The 20523-nt window shown below is 69.2% G+C and carries 21 protein-coding genes and 1 pseudogene; 18 read left to right on the forward strand and 4 right to left on the reverse strand.

Going from position 1 to position 20523, the window contains the following annotated elements:
- The first annotated feature begins 13 nt into the window (after positions 1-13).
- Genes hisD through hisI form a run of 8 tightly spaced genes read left to right on the forward strand, consistent with a single transcriptional unit; the run spans position 14 to position 6365 of the window.
- Positions 14-1312, forward strand: coding sequence for a histidinol dehydrogenase (hisD, locus tag SBI67_RS11610; protein ID WP_318981312.1), 1299 nt, complete (start codon positions 14-16; stop codon positions 1310-1312).
- Entirely contained in the window at positions 1312-2430 is a 1119-nt protein-coding gene (locus SBI67_RS11615) for a histidinol-phosphate transaminase (protein WP_318980713.1), read from the forward strand. The genes hisD and SBI67_RS11615 overlap by 1 nt, the downstream gene beginning before the upstream one ends.
- Positions 2427-3047, forward strand: coding sequence for an imidazoleglycerol-phosphate dehydratase HisB (hisB, locus tag SBI67_RS11620; RefSeq protein ID WP_318980714.1), 621 nt, complete (start codon positions 2427-2429; stop codon positions 3045-3047). The genes SBI67_RS11615 and hisB overlap by 4 nt, the downstream gene beginning before the upstream one ends.
- Positions 3044-3664: an imidazole glycerol phosphate synthase subunit HisH gene (gene hisH / locus SBI67_RS11625; RefSeq protein WP_318980715.1), complete on the forward strand. Its 621-nt coding sequence runs from the start codon at positions 3044-3046 to the stop codon at positions 3662-3664. The genes hisB and hisH overlap by 4 nt, the downstream gene beginning before the upstream one ends.
- Entirely contained in the window at positions 3661-4395 is a 735-nt protein-coding gene (gene priA, locus SBI67_RS11630; protein ID WP_318980716.1) for a bifunctional 1-(5-phosphoribosyl)-5-((5-phosphoribosylamino)methylideneamino)imidazole-4-carboxamide isomerase/phosphoribosylanthranilate isomerase PriA, read from the forward strand. Before hisH ends, priA begins: the two co-directional genes overlap by 4 nt.
- A 5-nt stretch (positions 4396-4400) precedes the next feature.
- The gene (locus SBI67_RS11635; protein WP_318980717.1) at positions 4401-5213 is read left to right on the forward strand and encodes an inositol monophosphatase family protein; all 813 of its coding nucleotides are present in this window, start codon (positions 4401-4403) and stop codon (positions 5211-5213) included.
- On the forward strand, positions 5210-5989 hold the full coding sequence (hisF, locus tag SBI67_RS11640; protein WP_318980718.1) for an imidazole glycerol phosphate synthase subunit HisF: 780 nt from the start codon (positions 5210-5212) through the stop codon (positions 5987-5989). The genes SBI67_RS11635 and hisF overlap by 4 nt, the downstream gene beginning before the upstream one ends.
- Before the next feature lie 28 nt (positions 5990-6017).
- Positions 6018-6365, forward strand: a complete 348-nt coding sequence (hisI, locus tag SBI67_RS11645) for a phosphoribosyl-AMP cyclohydrolase (RefSeq protein WP_266047877.1) — start codon at positions 6018-6020, stop codon at positions 6363-6365.
- Position 6366: 1 nt separating this feature from the next.
- On the opposite strand, the gene SBI67_RS11650 is transcribed toward hisI, so the two are convergent.
- Positions 6367-6609, reverse strand: coding sequence for a hypothetical protein (locus tag SBI67_RS11650; protein WP_024454018.1), 243 nt, complete (start codon positions 6607-6609; stop codon positions 6367-6369).
- 87 nt (positions 6610-6696) lie between these two features.
- On the opposite strand from SBI67_RS11650, the gene SBI67_RS11655 reads away from it, so the two are divergent.
- From SBI67_RS11655 to SBI67_RS11665, 3 genes are all read left to right on the forward strand, one after another.
- On the forward strand, positions 6697-8319 hold the full coding sequence (locus SBI67_RS11655) for an N-6 DNA methylase (protein ID WP_318980719.1): 1623 nt from the start codon (positions 6697-6699) through the stop codon (positions 8317-8319).
- Complete coding sequence (locus SBI67_RS11660) at positions 8309-9307, forward strand: hypothetical protein (RefSeq protein ID WP_318980720.1); 999 nt, start codon at positions 8309-8311, stop codon at positions 9305-9307. Before SBI67_RS11655 ends, SBI67_RS11660 begins: the two co-directional genes overlap by 11 nt.
- A 132-nt stretch (positions 9308-9439) precedes the next feature.
- Positions 9440-9664: a hypothetical protein gene (locus SBI67_RS11665; RefSeq protein ID WP_318980721.1), complete on the forward strand. Its 225-nt coding sequence runs from the start codon at positions 9440-9442 to the stop codon at positions 9662-9664.
- Between the two features lie 3 nt (positions 9665-9667).
- Here SBI67_RS11665 and SBI67_RS11670 read toward each other — a convergent pair whose 3' ends face one another.
- Complete coding sequence (locus tag SBI67_RS11670) at positions 9668-10465, reverse strand: ABC transporter ATP-binding protein (protein ID WP_318980722.1); 798 nt, start codon at positions 10463-10465, stop codon at positions 9668-9670.
- Entirely contained in the window at positions 10462-11151 is a 690-nt protein-coding gene (locus SBI67_RS11675; protein WP_318980723.1) for a FadR/GntR family transcriptional regulator, read from the reverse strand. Before SBI67_RS11675 ends, SBI67_RS11670 begins: the two co-directional genes overlap by 4 nt.
- 190 nt (positions 11152-11341) lie before the next feature.
- Here SBI67_RS11675 and SBI67_RS11680 point away from each other — a divergent pair, with 190 nt between their 5' ends.
- On the forward strand, positions 11342-12979 hold the full coding sequence (locus tag SBI67_RS11680; RefSeq protein ID WP_413232482.1) for a 2-isopropylmalate synthase: 1638 nt from the start codon (positions 11342-11344) through the stop codon (positions 12977-12979).
- Here the strand turns inward: SBI67_RS11680 and SBI67_RS11685 are convergent.
- Positions 12966-13430 (reverse strand): peroxiredoxin, encoded by a 465-nt coding sequence (locus tag SBI67_RS11685; RefSeq protein ID WP_318980725.1) that lies wholly within the window; start codon positions 13428-13430, stop codon positions 12966-12968. The two genes, SBI67_RS11680 and SBI67_RS11685, sit on opposite strands and share 14 nt — an antisense overlap.
- A gap of 80 nt (positions 13431-13510) precedes the next feature.
- Between SBI67_RS11685 and SBI67_RS11690 the strand changes: the two are divergent.
- The 6 genes and pseudogenes from SBI67_RS11690 to lgt form a co-directional block, all read left to right on the forward strand.
- A pseudogene (locus tag SBI67_RS11690) lies at positions 13511-15061 on the forward strand (anthranilate synthase component I); the annotation flags it as partial.
- 107 nt (positions 15062-15168) lie between these two features.
- Positions 15169-15768: a TIGR02234 family membrane protein gene (locus SBI67_RS11695; RefSeq protein WP_318980726.1), complete on the forward strand. Its 600-nt coding sequence runs from the start codon at positions 15169-15171 to the stop codon at positions 15766-15768.
- A gap of 80 nt (positions 15769-15848) precedes the next feature.
- A complete protein-coding gene (trpC, locus tag SBI67_RS11700) occupies positions 15849-16667 on the forward strand; it encodes an indole-3-glycerol phosphate synthase TrpC (protein WP_318980727.1) in 819 nt (272 codons plus the stop codon).
- Positions 16668-17927, forward strand: a complete 1260-nt coding sequence (gene trpB / locus SBI67_RS11705) for a tryptophan synthase subunit beta (RefSeq protein ID WP_318980728.1) — start codon at positions 16668-16670, stop codon at positions 17925-17927.
- Positions 17924-18712 carry a tryptophan synthase subunit alpha gene (gene trpA, locus SBI67_RS11710; RefSeq protein ID WP_318980729.1) on the forward strand — a complete coding sequence of 263 codons (789 nt, stop codon included), beginning with the start codon at positions 17924-17926 and terminating at the stop codon, positions 18710-18712. Before trpB ends, trpA begins: the two co-directional genes overlap by 4 nt.
- The gene (gene lgt, locus SBI67_RS11715) at positions 18709-20499 is read left to right on the forward strand and encodes a prolipoprotein diacylglyceryl transferase (protein ID WP_318980730.1); all 1791 of its coding nucleotides are present in this window, start codon (positions 18709-18711) and stop codon (positions 20497-20499) included. The genes trpA and lgt overlap by 4 nt, the downstream gene beginning before the upstream one ends.
- The last annotated feature ends 24 nt before the right edge of the window (positions 20500-20523 follow it).

Genomic DNA, 20523 nt, shown 5'->3' on the forward strand with positions numbered 1-20523 from the left:
ACCGCAACCCGTCATGGCCCGCATCGATCTGCGGGGCACCACGCTGTCGACGGCCCGGCTGCGCGGCGTCCTGCCGCGCGGTGGTGTCGACGTCGACGCCGTGCTGCCCACGGTGCGCCCCGTCGTCGCCGATGTCGCCGAACGCGGTGCGCAGGCCGCCCTGGAGTACGGCGAGAGGTTCGACGGGGTCCGGCCCGACACCGTGCGGGTACCGGTCGCCGCACTGACCGAGGCGCTGGCCGCGCTGCCCGTCGACGTCCGCGCCGCCCTGGAGGTGGCCATCGAACGGACCCGCGCGGTACACGCCGACCAGCGCCGCGCCGACACCACCACCACGCTGGCCCCGGGGGCGACGGTCACCGAACGCTGGGTTCCGGTGGAGCGGGTCGGGTTGTACGTGCCCGGCGGCAACGCCGTCTACCCGTCGAGCGTGGTGATGAACGTGGTGCCCGCGCAGACCGCCGGGGTGGAGTCGCTGGTGATCGCCAGCCCGCCGCAGAAGGAGTTCGGCGGGCGGCCGCACCCGACCATCCTGGCCGCCGCGGCGCTGCTGGGCGTGGACGAGGTGTGGGCCGTCGGTGGTGCGCAGGCGGTGGCGCTGCTGGCGTACGGGGACGCCGATCACCCTCCGGTGGACATGATCACCGGACCCGGCAACATCTACGTGACCGCCGCCAAGCGCATCTGCCGGTCCCAGGTCGGTATCGACGCCGAGGCCGGACCCACCGAGATCGCCATCCTGGCCGACCACACCGCCGATCCCGTACACGTTGCCGCCGATCTGATCAGCCAGGCCGAGCACGACGAGATGGCCGCCAGCGTGCTGGTCACCGACAGCGCGGCGCTGGCCGACGCCACCGATATCGAGGTCGCCGCCCAGCTCGCCACCACGGTGCACCGCGAGCGGGTGACCGCCGCGCTCACCGGTACCCAGTCGGCGATCGTCCTGGTCGACGATATCGAGGCCGGCGTGCAGGTGGTGAACGCCTACGCCGCCGAGCATCTGGAGATCCAGACCGACGACGCGTCCGCCGTGGCCGGCCGGATCCGTTCGGCGGGAGCCATTTTCGTCGGTGCCTGGTCACCGGTCAGTCTGGGGGATTACTGCGCGGGTTCCAATCACGTGCTGCCCACCGCGGGCTGCGCACGGCACTCCAGCGGCTTGTCGGTGCAGACCTTCCTGCGTGGCATCCACGTCGTCGAGTACGACGAGGCCGCGCTCAAAGACGTGTCAGGCCATGTGATCACACTGTCGCAGGCGGAGAATCTGCCCGCACACGGCGAAGCGGTACGACGGAGGTTCGAACGCTAGTGTCCCGCATATCTCTTGACGATCTTCCGCTGCGGGACAGCCTGCGCGGCAAGAGTCCCTACGGCGCGCCGCAGTTGCCGGTGCCGGTGCGGCTCAACACCAACGAGAACCCGCACCCGCCGAGCCAGGCGCTCGTCGACGATGTCGCGGCATCGGTGCGCGATGCCGCATCGGACCTGCACCGCTATCCCGACCGGGATGCGGTCACCCTGCGTGCCGACCTGGCGGCCTACCTGAGCGCCCAGACTGGTGTCCCGGTTGCCACCGAGAACGTCTGGGCGGCAAACGGTTCCAACGAGATCCTGCAGCAGCTGCTGCAGGCGTTCGGTGGGCCGGGCCGCACCGCCATGGGCTTCGTCCCGTCCTATTCGATGCATCCGATCATTTCCGACGGCACCCAGACCGAATGGCTGCAGGCGGCCAGGGCCGAGGACTTCGGTCTGGACACCGCCGTGGCGGTCGCCGCCGTCAAGGAACACCAGCCCGATGTGGTGTTCCTGGCCAGCCCGAACAACCCGTCGGGTCAGAGCATCACCGTCGACGAGCTGCGGCAGTTGCTCGAGGTGGCACCCGGGGTGGTGATCGTCGACGAGGCGTACGGCGAGTTCTCCTCGCAGCCCAGCGCCATCGGTCTGATCGCCGAGTACCCGGCCAAACTGATCGTCACCCGCACGATGAGCAAGGCGTTCGCGTTCGCCGGTGGCCGGCTGGGCTATCTGGTCGCCGATCCGGCTGTCATCGAGGCCCTGCTCCTGGTCCGGCTGCCGTACCACCTCTCCTCGCTGACCCAGGCCGCCGCGCGCGCCGCCCTGCGCCACGCCGACGACACGCTTGGCAGCGTGGCGCTGCTCATCGCCGAGCGTAACCGGGTATCGAAGGCCCTGTCAGAGATGGGGTTCCGGGTCATCCCCAGCGATGCCAACTTCGTGCTCTACGGCGAGTTCGCCGACGCGCCCGCGGTGTGGCAGCGCTACCTGGACGCCGGCGTGCTGATCCGGGATGTCGGCATCCCCGGCTTCCTGCGCGCCACCATCGGCCTGGCCGAGGAGAACGACGCCCTGCTCGACGTCAGCGCCGAGATCGCCGAATCCGTCTTTCCCGCACAAGGAGCCTCATGAGCCGCCGCGCCAGGGTCGAACGTAAGACCAAGGAGTCCGACATCGTCGTCGAGGTCGACCTCGACGGCTCGGGCAGAACCGATATCAGCACCGGGGTTCCGTTCTTCGACCACATGCTCACGGCGCTGGGCAGCCACGCCAGCTTCGATCTGACGGTGCACGCCAAGGGTGATATCGAGATCGAGGGTCACCACACCGTCGAGGACACCGCGATCGTGCTCGGCCAGGCCCTCGGCCAGGCGCTGGGGGACAAGAAGGGCATCCGCCGTTTCGGCGATGCGTTCATCCCGATGGACGAGACGCTGGCGCACGCCGCCGTGGACCTGTCCGGCCGCCCGTACTTCGTGCACACCGGCGAACCGGATTTCATGGTGTCCTTCACGATTTCCGGATCGGGTGCCGGGCCCAGCGCGCCGTATCACACCGTGATCAACCGGCACGTGTTCGAGTCGCTGGCCTTCAACGCCCGCATCGCCCTGCATGTGCGCACGCTCTACGGGCGGGATCCGCACCACATCACCGAGGCGGAGTACAAGGCGGTGGCCCGCGCCCTGCGCCAAGCCGTGGAGTTCGACCCGCGGGTCACCGGGGTGCCGTCGACCAAGGGCAGTCTGTGACGTCCAAAAGAGTGGTGGTGCTGGACTACGGGTCCGGCAACCTGCGCTCGGCCCAGCGTGCGGTGCAACGCACGGGCGCCGAGGTCGAGGTGACCAGTGATCCGGCCGCGGCCGCGAACGCCGACGGGCTGCTGGTGCCCGGCGTCGGTGCGTTCGAGGCCTGCATGGTCGGACTGCGCGGTATCGGCGGCGAAGAGATCATCGCGAAGCGGGTGGCGGCGGGCCGGCCGGTGCTCGGTGTCTGCGTGGGCATGCAGATCCTGTTTGCCCGCGGTGTCGAATTCGGCGTGGAGTCCACCGGCTGCGGCCAGTGGCCCGGCGCGGTGACGCGGCTGGGTGCCCCGGTCATCCCGCACATGGGCTGGAATGTGGTCGACGCGCCCGCAGGCAGTACCTTGTTCCGGGGCCTGGACGCCGACACCCGGTTCTATTTCGTGCACTCGTACGCCGCGCAGCAGTGGCAGGGCCGGCCAGAGGCCCTGGTCACCTGGGCGACACACCATGTGCCGTTCATCGCGGCCGTCGAGGACGGCCCGTTGTCGGCGACACAATTTCATCCGGAGAAAAGCGGTGACGCCGGCGCGGCGCTGCTAGCGAATTGGGTTGAGGGACTGTGAGTTTGATTCTTTTGCCGGCCGTCGACGTGGTCGAGGGCAAAGCGGTGCGCCTGGTGCAGGGTAAGGCGGGCAGCGAAACCGACTACGGCTCGGCGCTGGACGCCGCCCTTGCCTGGCAGCGTGACGGTGCCGAGTGGATCCACCTGGTGGACCTCGATGCCGCGTTCGGTCGCGGTTCCAACCGCGAACTGCTGGCCGAGGTGGTCGGCAAACTCGATGTCGCGGTGGAACTGTCCGGCGGCATCCGCGATGACGAATCGCTGCGGGCCGCGCTGGCCACCGGCTGCGCGCGGGTCAACATCGGCACCGCGGCGCTGGAGAACCCGTCCTGGTGCGCGGCCGCCATCGCCGAGCACGGCGACAAGGTGGCCGTGGGGCTCGACGTGCAGATCGTGGACGGACAACACCGGTTGCGTGGCCGCGGCTGGGAAACCGACGGCGGCGACCTGTGGGAGGTGCTGGAACGGCTTGAGCGCGAGGGCTGCTCGCGCTACGTCGTCACCGACGTCACCAAGGACGGCACGCTGACCGGCCCCAACCTGGACCTGCTCGGCGAGGTCGCCGAACGCAGCGGTGCACCGGTGATCGCATCCGGTGGGGTGTCCAGCGTCGCGGACCTAACGGCGATTGCCACCCTCACCGGCCGCGGCGTGGAGGGCGCGATCGTCGGCAAGGCGCTCTACGCGGGACGTTTCACCCTGCCCGAGGCGCTGGCCGCGGTCAGCGGATAACGACCATGGACCCCATCCGGCTGGACGCGCTGGTCGCCACCGCGGCCGATATTCTCGATGCGGCGTCGGCGCAGTTCATCGCGGGCCACCGTGCTGACTCCGCCGTCCGGAAGAAGGGCAACGATTTCGCCACCGAGATCGACCTGGCCATCGAACGGCAGGTGGTGGCCGCGCTGCGGGAGCAGACCGGAATCGGTGCGCACGGTGAGGAATTCGGTGGTGAACCGATCGACTCCGAGCTGGTCTGGGTGCTCGACCCGATCGACGGCACCTTCAACTACGCGGCCGGCTCCCCGATGGCGGCCATCCTGCTGGGCTTGTTGCGCAACGGTGCACCGATCGCCGGGTTGACCTGGCTGCCGTTCATGGGACAGCGCTACACCGCAACCGATGGCGGTCCGGTACGCGACAGCGGCGTGGCCCTGCCTACGCTCGACACGTCGACCCTGGCCGACTCCATCGTCGGAATCCAGACCTTCAACATCGACTCACGCGGCCGCTTTCCCGGGCGGTACCGAGCCGCGGTGCTGGCCAACCTGAGCCGCGAGTGCTCCCGGGTGCGCATGCACGGCGCCACCGGTGTCGACCTGGCCTACGTGGCCAGCGGAATCCTGGGTGCGGCCATCAGTTTCGGTCATCACATCTGGGATCACGCCGCCGGGGTGGCGCTGGTGCGGGCTGCCGGCGGTATCGTCACCGACCTCGCCGGTGCACCGTGGACCGCGGAGTCGAAGTCCGCGCTGGCCGCCGCGCCCGGCGTGCATGAGCGCATGTTGGAGATCGTCGCTGCGGCCGGTAGCCCGGAGGACCACCTGTGACCAGTGATGTCGCCACCCGGGTCATCCCGTGCCTGGACGTCGACGCCGGCCGCGTGGTCAAGGGCGTCAACTTCGAAAACCTCAGGGATGCCGGCGATCCCGTCGAGTTGGCGGCGGCCTATGACGCTGAGGGCGCCGACGAGCTGACCTTCCTGGACGTCACCGCGTCGTCGTCGGGCCGGTCCACCATGCTCGAGGTGGTGCGGCGCACCGCCGAGCAGGTGTTCATCCCGCTCACCGTCGGCGGCGGGGTGCGCTCGGTCGAGGACGTGGACACCCTGTTGCGGGCCGGCGCGGACAAGGTGTCGGTGAACACCGCCGCCATCGCCCGCCCCGAATTGCTTGCCGAGCTGGCCCGCCAGTTCGGTTCGCAGTGCATCGTGCTCAGCGTGGACGCTCGCACCGTCCCGGCCGGATCGGCACCCACACCGTCGGGGTGGGAAGTCACCACGCACGGCGGCCGCCGCGGCACCGGTATCGACGCGGTCGAATGGGCCCGCCGCGGAGCCGAACTGGGCGTGGGGGAGATCCTGCTGAACTCCATGGACGCCGACGGCACCAAGGCCGGTTTCGACCTGGACATGCTGCGCGCGGTGCGGGCGGCCGTTACGGTGCCGGTGATCGCCAGTGGTGGCGCCGGGGCAGTGGACCATTTCGCGCCCGCCGTCGCGGCAGGCGCGGATGCGGTGTTGGCGGCCAGCGTGTTCCATTTCCGGGAGCTGACCATCGGTCAGGTGAAGGAAGCCATGGCGGCCGAAGGGATTATTGTGCGATGAGCGCTTGCGCGAAGAGCAGACAACACCGATGAGTCTCGACCCCGACATCGCCACCCGCCTCAAGCGCAACGCCGACGGGCTGTTCACCGCCGTGGTCCAGGAGCACGGCACCGGTGATGTGCTGATGGTGGCGTGGATGGATGACGACGCGTTGGCCCGCACGCTGGAAACCCGTGAGGCAACGTACTTCTCACGGTCCCGGGGGCAGCAGTGGATCAAGGGCGCCACGTCCGGGCACACCCAGCATGTGCGCTCGGTGCGGCTGGACTGCGACGGCGACACCGTCCTGCTCGAAGTCGACCAGGTGGGTGGCGCCTGCCACACCGGCGATCACAGCTGCTTCGACGCCGATCAACTGCTGGCGCCCGAGGCCTGACTCAGGAGAACGGCAGGAACTGTCCGTTGACCCAGACACCCCAGTGCCCGCCCGAACCCCAGTCCCACCAGACCATCGGGTGACCCTGCCACGACTCGGCGGGCTTCTTGGGTGCGTTGGCCGGTGCCTCCAGGGCGGGACCGCCGGCATCGACGGGCGGCTCGGCGGCCGCCGTGCCCATGCCGAGTGCGGATCCGAGGATTGCGCCGGCAGCCACCACGGTGGCCAAGACTGACTTCGACATGACTGAAAGCTTAGCCAATCGAAGCGATTGGTGGGGAAGTGACCCTCGGCGCTGTCTTGCGCCGACTTGTCGGTGTCGTCGGACAGAATGACCAGCGTGATCGATTCCGCAGGGGCCCGCAAAGCGCGCGGGGCATTCTTCACCCCGCCGGAGATCACCCGCTATCTGGCGCAGTGGGCGGTACGGGCGCCCGGCGACCGGGTGTTCGAACCGTCGGCCGGGGAGGCAGCCTTCCTGGTCGCCGCGGCTTGCCGGCTGGCCGACCTGGGCGCCGACGCCCCGGTGCTCGACGGGGTGGAGATCCACCCGGCCAGCGCCCGGGCTGCCCGCGCGCGCGTCGCCGAGGCCGGCGCCACCGCACGCATCCGCACCGCCGACTTCTTCGCCGTGGACCCGCAGCCGTCCTATACCGCGGTCATCGGCAATCCGCCCTATATCCGGTATCAGGACTTCCGGGGCCAGGCCCGGGCCCAGTCCCGGCGGGCGGCCCTGCAGGCCGGGGTCAGCCTGTCCGGCCTCGCGTCGAGCTGGGCGGCCTTCACGGTGCACGCCGCGCTGTTCCTGCAACCGGGGGGCCGGATGGCACTGGTGCTACCCGCCGAGCTGCTGAGCGTGAACTACGCGGCGCCGGTGCGCCAGTTCCTCTTCGACAGGTTCGCGACCGTGGAACTGGTGATGTTCGACGAGCAGGTGTTTCCCGGGGCCGAGGCCGATGTGGTGCTGCTGCTGGCCGACGGTTTCGGGGGCGGGCCGTCCGGACACGCCGTCATCCACCGGGCCCGTAACGCCCAATCATTGACGTCCGAACTGGCCCAACGCCATTGGGCGCCAACCGATCCTTCGGACAAATGGGTCAGCGGGCTGGTCGGCGCGGCGCCGGTGGGGCAACTGCACGCACTGGCCGACAGCGGCCGGTTCGTCACGCTGGACCGGTGGGGCGACACCACGCTGGGCATGGTGACCGGGAACAACGGCTTTTTCGCGCTGTCCCCGGCGCGGGTGCGGGAACTGGGCCTGCGACCGGCCGATCTGCTGCCGTTGTCCCCGCCGGGGAGTGCGCATCTGCGCGGGCTCACCCTCACCACCGCGCAACTGACCCGGCTGGGCCAGGACGGCAAGGCGGTCCACCTGTTCCGGCCGGCCGGCGCCGGATCGACGGCCGCCCAGCGTTATATCGCCGCCGGCCACGCGGCCGGGGTCCACCTGGCCTACAAGTGCCGGGTGCGCACCCCGTGGTTCGCGGTGCCGTTGCTGCCGCCCGCGCATCTGTTGCTCACCTGTATGAACGCCGACACGCCCCGGCTGGTCACCAATCGTGCCGGGGCGCATCACCTCAACTCGGTGCACGGCGTGTATCTGCACGACGGACTGGCCACCCTCGGTCAGGATCTGCTCCCGCTGGCGGCACTCAATTCGGCCACGGTGCTGCACGCCGAGATCGTCGGCCGCTCGTACGGCGGCGGGATCCTCAAGCTCGAACCGCGCGAGGCGGACCGGTGGCTGGTGCCCTCGGCCGAGCTGATCGACACCCGCGCCGGTGAGCTGCGGGCGGTCCGGCGCACCGTGGCGGGCCTGCTGTCTCGGGGCCGGTTGCTCGACGCCGTGCACGCCGTGGACACCGCGCTCGGCCTCGGTGACATGGATTCGATTCGGGCAGCGCGTGATTCACTGGCGTCCCGGCGGGCGGTAAGGTCGCGGCGTGCCCGCTGAGCCAGCCGCAAAACCGTCCGCGAAGGCCACCGCGTGGGCCATCTTCGACCGCATCGTCGCCGATGCCGCGCCCCAGGGCCAGCACCCCAACCCGTGGCGACGCGTCGAGGACAACCTGGTGTACCAGCCCGACTTCCGGGTGCTGCGCCGCCTGCTCGGCGTACCGCTGTATCTGGACGCGCCGTCCACCACGGGCGTACCTGCGCTGGCCCTGGACGTCTGGCTGTCCTATGAGCTGCGCCGCGCCGGGTTCGACCCGAATGCGGTGTGGCCGCGGGCCACCGAGCCGCGCATCATGCCCAGCGCCATCGCCAACCTGCTCGAGGCGCTGCCCATCAAGGAACGTCAGCTCATCGAGCACCGGCTGCAACGCTCGATGAAGGGGGTGGCCGGGTCCAGCGCCAGCGTGCTCGGCAAGCACTACATGAAGCAGGTCGACATCGTGATGTCGGACTGGGATACCGGACCGGAACTGCTGATCAGCACCAAGCGGATGGATTCCAGTTTCGGGAAGAACGCCGCCAACCGGGTCGAGGAGAGCTACGGCGATGCGAAGAATCTGCGGCTGCGGCACCCGCTGGCCGCTCTGGGTTTCGTCTACGGCTTGCGTTCCACCATCCTGACCACCGAACCGGACAAGGCCGAATGGCTGATCGACCTGCTCGCCAAGCTGGGCACCGAAGACGACGCCTACCATGCCGTCGCGCTCATCATGATCGACTACGACAGCGATGCCGTCCCGCCCGCCGAGGATGAGGTCGACAGCCTGGAAAAGGCAGATCCGGACGCGCTTTTCGAGATCGTCGACGTCGAGACCGCCGCGGTGGACGCGGCGCTGGCGGCACTGCCGGACATCACCATTCGCCACGACACCGTCCCGCCCGCGCTGGCGCCGGCGCGGTTTCTGGCGACCATGGTCAACCGGGTGCTGGACACCACGCCGGTGACGAGGCACCGCGAGGCCAGGCGACGTCGTCGCGAGGCCTGATCAGATGTTTGCTGAATCGGTACGCCACCCTCGCGGCGGCGATCCGGTCAGCTCACGTCAATAGTGCCGAAACTCGGTTGCACAATACCGGTGAGCGCTAATATTGCCGCCTACGTCAAGAAGGGGCGAACGATGATGACCGGACCTACGGGCTTTTCCCGTATATTTGCTGTGGGCTTCCTGTGTGCGTCGGCGCTTGTCGCGACGAGTGCGACGGCCACGGCCGACGACACGATCGTCTGCGAGGCGGGCCAGATCGTGATCGACGGTCAGTGCAACGTGCCGCCCAATCCGGGCAACCACCCGCCCGACAACTCCGGCACCGGTGACCACAGCGGCGACGCCGGCCATCACTGACCGCTAGAGCACCTTCGAACTCGCCTTGGCTCGGGCCGACCACCGGCCGTCGGCGAACCCGACGGTGACCGGGTGTTCGAAGGCCGTCGTCACGTGATCGGTGGTGACGGTCTCCTGGGCCGCGCCGCGCGCGACGGTGCGCCCGTGCGCGATGAGCAAGGCATGGGTGGTCGAGGTGGGCAGCTCCTCCAGGTGGTGGGTCACCAGGATCGACGCCATGTCCGGATGTGAAACATCCAGGGTGTCAAGCGTTTCCAGTAGCTGCTCGCGAGCGGCCACGTCCAGGCCGGTGGTCGGCTCGTCCAGCAGCAGGAGCCGCGGGTCGGCGATCAGGGCGCGCGCGATCAGCGTGCGGCCCCGTTCACCCTGGGACAGGGTGGGCCACACCGACCCCGCGCGCGCCGACAATCCGACGGTGTCGATCAACTCGTCGGCGCGCGCCAGCTGCTCGGCGGACGCGCTCCAGCGGGCCGCGACGTCGATGGTGGCGGTGATCCCGGTGAGCACCACCTCGCGCACGGTCAGCGGATACTGCAGCCGGTGCCGCGGATTCACGTGGCCGATGGCACGGCGCAGGACCGACAGATCGGTCTTGCCCATCTGATTCCCGAGCACCCGGACCGTTCCGGTGGTCGGGAATGTCACGGCCGCAGAGAATCCCAGCAGCGTGCTCTTGCCCGCGCCGTTCGGGCCGAGCAGGGCCCAGTGCTCCCCGGACTGCACGGTCAGCGATATGCCGTCGATGATCTGCTTCCCGTCGCGGCGGAACGTGACGTCGTCGATCTCGAGCACCGGTGTCATGTGAAGGACTCCATCAAAGAGGTCAGGTGGGTACGGCTGGCGGCGGCGGCAGCCTCGGGGGAGCGGGCCGCGATGGCCTCGGCGAGTTCCTGGTGGCAGGCGTGGTCGGCGGCCGCCGAGAAGCCCGACTGCACCGGGGCGATCTTGAGCATGTCGATCATCGCGGGGCGCAGCCGGGGCAGGAACGCGTCGAACAGCTGCAGCAGCACCTCGTTGTGCGCGGCGGCGATGACGGCGCGGTGGAACGCCATATCGGTGTCGACGTGCTCGGGTACCGATTGCGCCGGTACGCCGCGGGCGGCCAGGGTGCGCCGGATCTCGCGCAGATCGGCCGGTGTGCGCCGGGTGGCGGCCAGCGCGGCGGCCTCGGCCTCTATGGCGATGCGGGCCTCGACGACGGCGGCGATCGTGGTGCGCCGCAGCACGGTGTCCCAGTCCTCGGTGACGTCGGTGGCGGTGACGAAAACGCCTGCGCCCTGGCGACTTTCCAGCACGCCCTTCCCGACCAGCTCGCGGATCGCCTCGCGCAGCGTGGAACGACCCACCCCGAGTTGGGCCGCCAGCGTCGTCTCGCCGGGCAGCCGGTGCCCCAGCGGCCACTCACCGGCGCGGATGCGCGCCAGCAGCAGCTGTGCCGATTGGGCGGCCAGCGGGTGGCGCTGGACCTGGCGAATCTGCGACGTCACCACAAACCTCTCTACTTGTCTGAGGAGTTGTGTACAGTGTAACCACCATGACGCACCAGCTCCTCCTTCGCCGCCTCGGCAGGGCCTGAACGACCGGCCCCCTGCCGTGGGGCCCTCGTCGCGCCGGTCGAAAACCTTCCTCGACCGGATGGAGAGACCCATGCACTGGAACCGTCAACAACCGTCACCGATGCCGTGGCACCGCTACGCCGATATCTACGACCGCGTGGACGTACCTCTGCGACAACGACATTGGCCCGACGCGCGGCTCACCGCGGCACCGCTGTGGGTGCCCGTCGACCTGCGCGACGGAAACCAGGCACTGGCCGAGCCGATGGACCCGGCCCGCAAACGCCGGTTCTTCGAACTGCTGGTCACCATGGGGTACAAGGAAATCGAGGTCGGCTATCCGTCCGCCTCACAGACCGACTATGACTTCGTCCGGCTCATCGCCGAAACCGATATCGCTGCACCCGATGTCACCATCGTGGTGTTCACCCCGGCGCGGCGCGACCTGATCGAGCGCACCGTGGCATCGGTGCACGGCATCACCAACGACGTGGTCATCCACATGTACACCGCCACCGCACCGGTGTGGCGGGACACCGTGCTGGGCAAGGACCGCGCCGAGCTGCGCGAGCTGATCCTGGCCGGCGGGCGCGATGTGCTCGAGTTGGCCGGCGAGCTGCCGAATGTGCGGTTCGAGTTCTCCCCGGAGGTGTTCAACCTCACCGAACCCGATTACGTGCTGGACATCTGCGACGCCGTGACCGGGCTGTGGCAGGCCACACCGGAGCGCCCGGTGATCCTCAACCTGCCCGCCACTGTCGAGGTCGCCACCCCGAATGTCTACGCCGACCAGATCGAATACATGCACCGCAACATCGCCCGCCGGGACAGCGTCATCCTGTCGGTGCACCCGCACAACGACCGGGGCACCGGTATCGCGTGTGCCGAACTGGCGGTGCTGGCCGGCGCGCAGCGGGTGGAGGGCTGCGTGTTCGGCAACGGGGAGCGCACCGGCAATGTCGACATCGCCACCCTGGCGCTGAACCTGTACGCCCAAGGCATCGATCCGGCGATCGACTTCTCCGATATCGACACGATCGCGCGGACTGTCGCCCACTGCACCCGCATGCCGATCCACGAACGCCATCCCTACGTGGGGGACTTGGTGCACACCGCCTTCTCCGGCACCCACCAGGACGCCATCAAGAAGGGTCTGGCCGAACACCGAGCCAGGGCGCTGGCCGCTGGCCGGTCCGAACGCGAGATCGATTGGCGGGTGCCGTATCTGCCGATCGACCCGGCCGATATCGGTCGCAGCTACGACGCGGTGATCCGGGTGAATTCGCAATCCGGCAAGGGTGGCATCGCCTATCTGCTGCACACCGAGTACGGGTTGGACCTCCCGCGGCGGCTGCAGATCGACTTCGCCCGCCACGTCCAGAACCGTACGGACGACAGCGGCGCCGAGGTCACCGCCGCCGAGCTCTACGACCTCTTCGAGGCGACCTATCTGGACTCGAGCGGGCCGGTGCAGCTGAAGGACTGGCACACCGGCAGTGCCGGGGCCACCGAGATCACCCTCGTCGTCGACGGGCGCAGTCACACCAGCACCCACCGCGAGGGCGGGCCACTGGACGCGCTGACCCGCGCGCTGGCCGACATCGGGCATCCGGTCGAGATCCTCGGCCTCACCCAGCAGTCCGTCGGCGCGACCGCGGTCAGCTATCTGGAGCACCGCACGGGGTGGGCGTGCGGGCGCAGCGATTCGGTGCTGGGAGCGTCGATGGCCGCGGTGCTGCGGGCGGTCAACGCGACCTGAGCGTCTCCAGCGCCTTGTCGGCATGGGTGTCCATGCTGAACTCGCTGGCAATCACCGCGAGGATGGTGCGGTCGGTGTCGATGACGAACGTGGTCCGCTTGACCGGCATCAGCTTGCCGAGCAGGCCACGCTTGACCCCGAACTGAGTGGCCACCACGCCCTCGGAATCCGACAGCAGCGGGTAGTCGAAGTTCTGCTGGTCGGCGAAGGTGGCTTGCTTGTGCACGGGGTCGGCGCTGATGCCCACCCGGGTCGCGCCGACGGCGGCGAATTCGGCGGCCAGATCGCGGAAGTGGCAGGCTTCCTTGGTGCAGCCCGGCGTCATCGCCGCCGGGTAGAAGAACAGCACCACCGGTCCGTCGGCCAACAAACCGGACAAGCTGCGCACGGTGCCCGTCTGGTCGGGCAGTTCGAACTCCGCGACGGTGTCACCCGTGTTCAAGGCAGTCATGACTCATCACGCTACTTGGATGGGCCGCTAGGCAGATATGCACGCCGAGGTCACTGTGGTCCGTCTGGGAGGATTGCCCCGTGCAAGAACATTCCCCGGTCGCTCCGCTCCAGCCCGCCGGATCACTGGCATCAACCACCTCACGCGAGGATTTCCGGGCGCTGGCGGCCGAGCACCGGGTGGTCCCGGTGACCCGCAAGGTGCTCGCCGACAGCGAGACCCCGCTGTCGGCGTACCGGAAGCTGGCCGCGAACCGCCCTGGCACCTTCCTGCTGGAGTCGGCGGAGAACGGGCGGTCGTGGTCGCGCTGGTCTTTCATCGGGGCCGGTGCGCCCTCGGCGCTGACGGTGCGTGACGGCGAGGCGGTGTGGCTGGGCAGCACCCCACAGGGCGCCCCGTCCGGCGGTGACCCGCTGCGTGCGCTGCGCGCCACGCTGGACCTGCTGGCCACCGCGCCGGTGCCGGGCCTGCCGCCGCTGTCCTCGGGGCTGATCGGCTTCTTCGCCTACGACCTGGTGCGCCGGCTGGAGCGACTGCCCGAGCTCACCGTCGACGATCTGCACCTGCCGGACATGCTGCTGCTGCTGGCCACCGACATCGCCGCGGTGGACCACCACGAGGGCACCATCACGCTGATCGCCAACGCGGTGAACTGGAACGGCACCGACGAACGGGTCGACTGGGCCTACGACGACGCAGTGGCTCGCCTCGACGTCATGACGGCTGCGCTGGGGGAGCCGCTGCACTCGTCGGTCGCCACCTTCGCCCGCCCCGCACCGCAGCACCGGGCGCAGCGCACCGTCGCCGAGTACACCGCCATCGTCGACAAGCTCGTCGGGGACATCGAAGCCGGCGAGGCCTTCCAGGTGGTGCCCTCGCAACGGTTCGAGATGACCACCACCGCCGACCCGATCGACGTGTACCGGATGCTGCGGGTGACCAATCCCAGCCCCTACATGTATCTGTTCAACGCGCCGGACGCCGAAGGCGGCCTGGACTTCTCGATCGTCGGGTCCAGCCCCGAGGCCCTGGTCACGGTGCAGGACGGCAAGGCCACCACCCATCCGATCGCAGGCACTCGGTGGCGCGGCGCCACCGAGGAGGAGGACGTCCTGCTGGAGAAGGAGCTGCTGGCCGACGACAAGGAACGCGCCGAGCACCTCATGCTCGTCGATCTGGGCCGCAACGACCTGGGCCGGGTGTGCGAGCCCGGCACCGTGCGGGTCGAGGACTACAGCCATATCGAGCGCTACAGCCACGTCATGCACTTGGTCTCGACCGTGACCGGGCAGCTGGCCGAGGGCCGCACCGCCCTGGACGCGGTGACCGCCTGCTTCCCGGCCGGCACGCTGTCCGGGGCACCGAAGGTGCGGGCCATGGAGCTGATCGAGGAGGTCGAACTGACCCGGCGCGGGCTGTACGGCGGGGTGCTCGGCTACCTGGACTTCGCCGGCAACGCCGACTTCGCCATCGCCATCCGCACCGCGCTGATGCGCGACGGCACCGCCTACGTTCAGGCCGGCGGCGGCGTGGTGGCCGACTCGAACGGGCCCTACGAATACAACGAGTCCGCCAACAAGGCCAAAGCGGTGCTGGCCGCTGTGGCCGCCGCCGAGACGCTGCAGATCCCCGGGTCGCTTCGCTCCTGCCCGCCGGAGCAGATCCCCGGGTCGCTTTGCTCCTGCCCGCCGGAGCAGATCCCCGGGTCGCTTCGCTCCTGCCCGCCGGAGCAAACCCCGTGATCCGGATCGCGCAGGCCCTGCTGGCGCTGGCCGCGCTGGCACTGTGGGGTGCCTCGCGGCTGACCTGGGTGCAGGTGCAGTCGTTCGACGGCCTCGGGCAGCCGAAGACCTCGACCCTAACGGGTGCCCAGTGGTCGACGGCGCTGGTGCCGCTGGCGCTGGTGCTGCTGGCCGCGGCGGTGGCGGCGCTGGCCGTACGCGGCTGGGCGCTGCGCCTGCTGGCGGTGCTGGTGGCGGTCTGCAGTGCTGCACTGGCCTACCTGGGCATCAGCTTGTGGGTGGTCCGCGATATCGCGGTACGCGGCGCCGACCTGGCGCAGGTCCCGGTCGCCGCGCTGGTGGGTTCGTCGCGTCAGTACGTGGGGGCCGGGATCACCGTGGCCGCGGCGGTGCTGACGCTGGCGGCCGCGGTGCTGTTGATCCGGTCCGCCGCCACCGCGCGCGGCACGAAGTACGTCGCACCGGCCGCCCGCCGGGACGCAGTGAACAGAGAAAGCGCAGCGGACGGGATGTCGGAGCGGATGATCTGGGATGCGCTCGACGAGGGGTCGGACCCAACGGATCCGGATGCGGGTTCTGACACGAAGGGTCGGTGACCGACGGTGTGGTGCAGGCGACTAACCTCTAGGCATACCAATCCGGGAGCGTCCCGGCCGACGGAGAAGGACGAGGGCTCATGAGTTCGGGGACCGTGCTCGACTCCATCATCGAAGGAGTTCGCGCCGACGTTGCCGCCCGTGAAGCCGCGGTTCCGTTCGCCGACATCAAACAGCGGGCCAAGGACGCGCCGCCGCCGCTGGACGTGATGGCGGCATTGCGGGAGCCGGGCATCGGCGTCATCGCGGAGGTTAAGCGGGCCAGCCCGTCGCGGGGTGAACTGGCGTCCATCGCGGACCCGGCCGAACTGGCCAGGGCCTACCAGGACGGCGGTGCGCGGGTCATCAGTGTGCTGACCGAGCAGCGTCGGTTCCACGGCTCGCTCGACGACCTCGACGCGGTCCGCGCTGCGGTGTCGATTCCGGTGTTGCGCAAGGATTTCATCGTCGGGCCGTATCAGATCCACGAGGCGCGCGCGCACGGCGCCGACATGCTGCTGCTCATCGTGGCGGCCCTGGAGCAGGACGCGTTGGTGTCCATGCTGGACCGCACCGAGTCGCTGGGGATGACGGCGTTGGTCGAGGTGCACACCGAGGAAGAGGCCGACCGTGCCCTGCAGGCCGGCGCCACGCTGATCGGCGTCAACGCCCGCGACCTCAAGACGCTCGAGGTCGACCGTGACTGCTTCGCGCGGATCGCCCCCGGGCTGCCCAGCAGCATCATCCGGGTCGCCGAATCCGGTGTGCGCGGCACCGCGGACCTGCTGGCCTATGCCGGCGCCGGTGCCGATGCCGTGCTGGTCGGCGAGGGCCTGGTCACCAGTGGTGACCCGCGCAGCGCTGTGGCCGACCTGGTGACCGCCGGTACCCATCCGTCCTGCCCCAAGCCTGCCCGGTAGATGACGAATATCGCAGACCAGGAACTGCCCCGCATGAGCGCGGCGGTGGCCGAACCCACCAGCCATGACCCCGACGCGAAGGGCCATTTCGGCGCCTACGGTGGCCGTCTGATCCCCGAGGCCTTGATGGCCGTCGTCGAAGAGGTGACCGCCGCCTATGACAAGGTGCGGCGCGATCAGGCCTTCCTCGACGAACTCGACCGGCTGCAGCGGCACTACACCGGCCGCCCGTCGCCGCTGTACGAGGCGGCCCGCCTTGCCGAGCACGCCGGCGGTGCGCGGCTGTTCCTCAAACGCGAGGACCTCAACCACACCGGTTCGCACAAGATCAACAACGTGCTCGGGCAGGCGTTGCTGGCCAAGCAGATGGGCAAGACCCGCGTCATCGCCGAGACCGGCGCCGGTCAGCACGGGGTGGCGACCGCCACCGCCTGTGCGCTGCTGGGTCTGGACTGCGTCATCTACATGGGCGCGGTGGACACCGCGCGCCAGGCGCTCAACGTGGCCCGGATACGGCTGCTGGGGGCGCAGGTGATCTCGGTGGAATCCGGCTCGAAGACCCTCAAGGATGCGATCAACGAGGCGTTCCGGGATTGGGTGACCAATGCCGACGACACCTACTACTGCTTCGGTACCGCAGCCGGGCCGCACCCGTTTCCGCTCATGGTTCGCGATTTCCAGCGCATCATCGGAATGGAGACCCGGGCGCAGATCCTGGAACAGGCCGGCCGGCTGCCCGATGCGGTGACCGCGTGTGTGGGCGGCGGATCCAACGCGATCGGGGTGTTCCACGCCTTCATCGACGATCCCGGCGTGCGTCTGATCGGTTTCGAAGCCGCCGGTGACGGGGTGGAGACGGGCCGGCATGCCGCGACCTTCACCGGTGGGTCACCGGGAGCCTTCCAGGGCTCGTTCTCCTACCTGTTGCAGGACGAGGACGGGCAGACCATCGAATCCCATTCGATCTCAGCTGGTTTGGACTATCCAGGGGTCGGTCCCGAGCATGCCCTGCTCAAGGACGTGGGCCGAGCCGAGTACCGGCCGATCACCGACACCGAGGCGATGGACGCTTTCGCGCTGCTCAGTCGGACCGAGGGGATCATCCCGGCCATCGAGTCCGCCCACGCGGTGGCCGGTGCGCTGAAACTCGGTGTGGAGCTCGGCCCGTCGTCGGTGATCGTGGTCAACCTGTCCGGTCGCGGGGACAAGGACGTCGAAACCGCGGCGAAATGGTTCGGTCTGATGGACGGTGACGCGTGAGCCGATTGGGTCCCTTGTTCGACACGTGTCACGCAGAGGGGCGTTCCGCACTGATCGGCTACCTCCCGACCGGCTATCCCGATGTGGACACGTCCATCGAAGCGATGGTGGCGCTTGTCGAATCCGGTTGTGACATCGTCGAAGTGGGTGTCGCGTACTCGGATCCGGGAATGGACGGGCCGACCATCGCCAGAGCGACCGAGGTCGCGCTGGCCGGTGGCGTACGGGTGCGTGACGCGCTGCGGGCCGTCGAGGCGATCAGCAACGCCGGTGGGCGTGCCGTGGTGATGACGTATTGGAATCCGGTGATGCGTTGGGGCGTGGACGCTTTCGCGCGCGACCTGGCGGCGGCCGGTGGGGCGGGATTGATCACCCCGGACCTGATCCCGGACGAGGCGGGGGACTGGCTGGCGGCCTCCGAGCAGCACGATCTGGACCGCATCTTCCTGGTGGCGCCGTCGTCCACCCCGGAGCGGCTGGCCGCGACGGTGCAGGCGTCGCGTGGGTTCGTCTACGCCGCGTCGACGATGGGTGTGACCGGTGCCCGTGACGCGGTGTCCAATGCTGCTCCGGAATTGGTGCAGCGGATCAGGGAAGTCTCCGACATTCCGGTCGGGGTCGGCCTCGGTGTGCGCTCGCGGGAGCAGGCCGCCGAGATCGGTGCCTATGCCGACGGTGTGATCGTGGGATCGGCGCTGGTGTCCGCGCTCGATGCCGGTGTCCCCGCGCTGCGGGCACTGACCGCGGAGCTGTCCGAGGGTGTGCGGCAGGGGATTCCTGCATGACCGAGACGATCCTGGCTTATATCCCGAGTCCGGCGCAGGGCGTGTGGCATATCGGCCCGGTGCCGATTCGGGCGTATGCACTGTGCATCATCTCCGGCATCGTCGCGGCGTTGATCATCGGCGACCGCCGGTGGGTGGCCCGCGGCGGTGAGCCGGGTGTCATCTACGACATTGCCTTGCTGGCGGTGCCGTTCGGGCTCGTCGGCGGCCGGCTGTACCACGTGATGACCGACTGGAAGACGTACTTCGGTGACGGCGGCGCCGGCTTGGGTGCGGCGTTCCGGATCTGGGATGGCGGCCTGGGCATTTGGGGCGCGGTGGCGCTCGGCGCCGTCGGCGCGTGGATCGCCTGCCGGATGCGCGATATTCCGTTGCCCGCGTTCGGTGATGCCATTGCGCCGGGGATCATCCTGGCTCAGGCGATCGGGCGGTTGGGCAACTACTTCAACCAGGAGTTGTACGGCCGAGAGACCACGGTGCCGTGGGGCTTGGAGATCTACGAGCGGCGCGACGCCAGCGGTGCCCTGAACACGCTCAACGGCGTGTCCGACGGGCAGCTCGTCGCGGTGGTGCACCCGACGTTCCTGTACGAGTTGTTGTGGAACCTGTTGATCTTCGCGCTGCTGTTGTGGATCGACAAGCGGTTCAACATGGGGCACGGGCGATTGTTCGCGCTGTACGTGGCCGGATATTGCGTGGGCCGGTTCTGGGTCGAATTGATGCGCAGCGACCCGGCGTCCATGCCCGTCGATGGCATCCGGGTGAACACCTTCACCTCGACGTTCGTCTTCGTCGCGGCGGTGGTGTACATCATGGTCGCCCCGAAGGGCAGGGAAGCCCCGGAGACGTTGCGCGGCAAGCAGGATGCGGATGAGGAGTCCCCGGTAGACGACATCCTGGCCAAGGAGCTCGCGACCGTCGGTGCGACCACCGGGGTGGTGGCCGCCGCGACCGTCGCCGGCGAGGCCGAGGATGAAGATGCTGCCGCGGTGGGCGATACCGACGATGTAGCCGAAGAGGTGGCGGAGGAGGCCGAGGCCGCGGACGAGGCCGAAGAGCCCGTCGATGCCGACACCCTCGCGGTGGCCGAAGAGCCCGTCGATGCCGACACCCTCGAGGTGGCCGAAGCGCCGGTTGACGAGCCGGCCGAAAAGGCTGAGGAGGATGACGAGCTGTTCGACGTCGGCCACGAGCTCGAGGCGGCCGCGGAGTCGTTGGCTGCCGAACGCGAGGCCGAGGTTGAGGTCGCGGACGAGGCTGTGGACGAGGTGGAGTCCGCGTCCGAGGAAACCGTCGAAGAGGCGCAGACTCCGGCTGAGCCAGAACCCGAGGCCGAAGCCGAGCCCGCGGAGGCGGACGATGCCGACGCTGGCGAAGAGCTCGAGGTAGAGCACGTCGAGCCCGAGGCGCAGGACCAGCCCGAGGAGCCTGCCGACGAGGAAGCCGAGCTGTTCGACATCGGCCACGAGCTGGAGGCGGCCGCGGAGTCCCTGGCAGCTGAGCACGAGACCGCCGACGACCAGGACACCGACGACGACGGCGAGGACGACACCGACGACGACGGCGAGGACGACACCGCCGACGAAGTCGAACCGGCCGTCGAGGACAGTGCCCCAGCGACCGAAGCCCCAGCGACCGAAGCCCCAGCGGCCGAAGCCGAAGCCTCGGAAGGTGATTCCCCGGCCGAACAACCCGTCGACGACAAGCCGGAGCCCGCCGCGCCACAACCTGCGGCCGTCGAACCGCCACGCCGCACCCCCCGCTGGTGGCGCCGCAACAACGGCTGAGGCATCCGTGGCACCACATGGAGC

The organism is Mycolicibacterium chengduense, from assembly GCF_033741155.1.
In the GTDB taxonomy this organism is placed as follows: domain Bacteria; phylum Actinomycetota; class Actinomycetes; order Mycobacteriales; family Mycobacteriaceae; genus Mycobacterium.

What these genes read in the sequence shown, in the direction of transcription:
- hisD (WP_318981312.1), top strand. Translation starts at nt 14, where the DNA reads ATGGCCCGCATCGATCTGCGGGGCACCACGCTGTCGACGGCCCGGCTG.
- hisB (WP_318980714.1), top strand. Translation starts at nt 2,427, where the DNA reads ATGAGCCGCCGCGCCAGGGTCGAACGTAAGACCAAGGAGTCCGACATC.
- SBI67_RS11635 (WP_318980717.1), top strand. Translation starts at nt 4,401, where the DNA reads ATGGACCCCATCCGGCTGGACGCGCTGGTCGCCACCGCGGCCGATATT.
- hisI (WP_266047877.1), top strand. Translation starts at nt 6,018, where the DNA reads ATGAGTCTCGACCCCGACATCGCCACCCGCCTCAAGCGCAACGCCGAC.
- SBI67_RS11650 (WP_024454018.1), bottom strand. Translation starts at nt 6,609, where the DNA reads ATGTCGAAGTCAGTCTTGGCCACCGTGGTGGCTGCCGGCGCAATCCTC.
- SBI67_RS11655 (WP_318980719.1), top strand. Translation starts at nt 6,697, where the DNA reads ATGACCAGCGTGATCGATTCCGCAGGGGCCCGCAAAGCGCGCGGGGCA.
- SBI67_RS11665 (WP_318980721.1), top strand. Translation starts at nt 9,440, where the DNA reads ATGATGACCGGACCTACGGGCTTTTCCCGTATATTTGCTGTGGGCTTC.
- SBI67_RS11670 (WP_318980722.1), bottom strand. Translation starts at nt 10,465, where the DNA reads ATGACACCGGTGCTCGAGATCGACGACGTCACGTTCCGCCGCGACGGG.
- SBI67_RS11680 (WP_413232482.1), top strand. Translation starts at nt 11,342, where the DNA reads ATGCCGTGGCACCGCTACGCCGATATCTACGACCGCGTGGACGTACCT.
- SBI67_RS11685 (WP_318980725.1), bottom strand. Translation starts at nt 13,430, where the DNA reads ATGACTGCCTTGAACACGGGTGACACCGTCGCGGAGTTCGAACTGCCC.
- trpC (WP_318980727.1), top strand. Translation starts at nt 15,849, where the DNA reads ATGAGTTCGGGGACCGTGCTCGACTCCATCATCGAAGGAGTTCGCGCC.
- trpB (WP_318980728.1), top strand. Translation starts at nt 16,668, where the DNA reads ATGACGAATATCGCAGACCAGGAACTGCCCCGCATGAGCGCGGCGGTG.
- lgt (WP_318980730.1), top strand. Translation starts at nt 18,709, where the DNA reads ATGACCGAGACGATCCTGGCTTATATCCCGAGTCCGGCGCAGGGCGTG.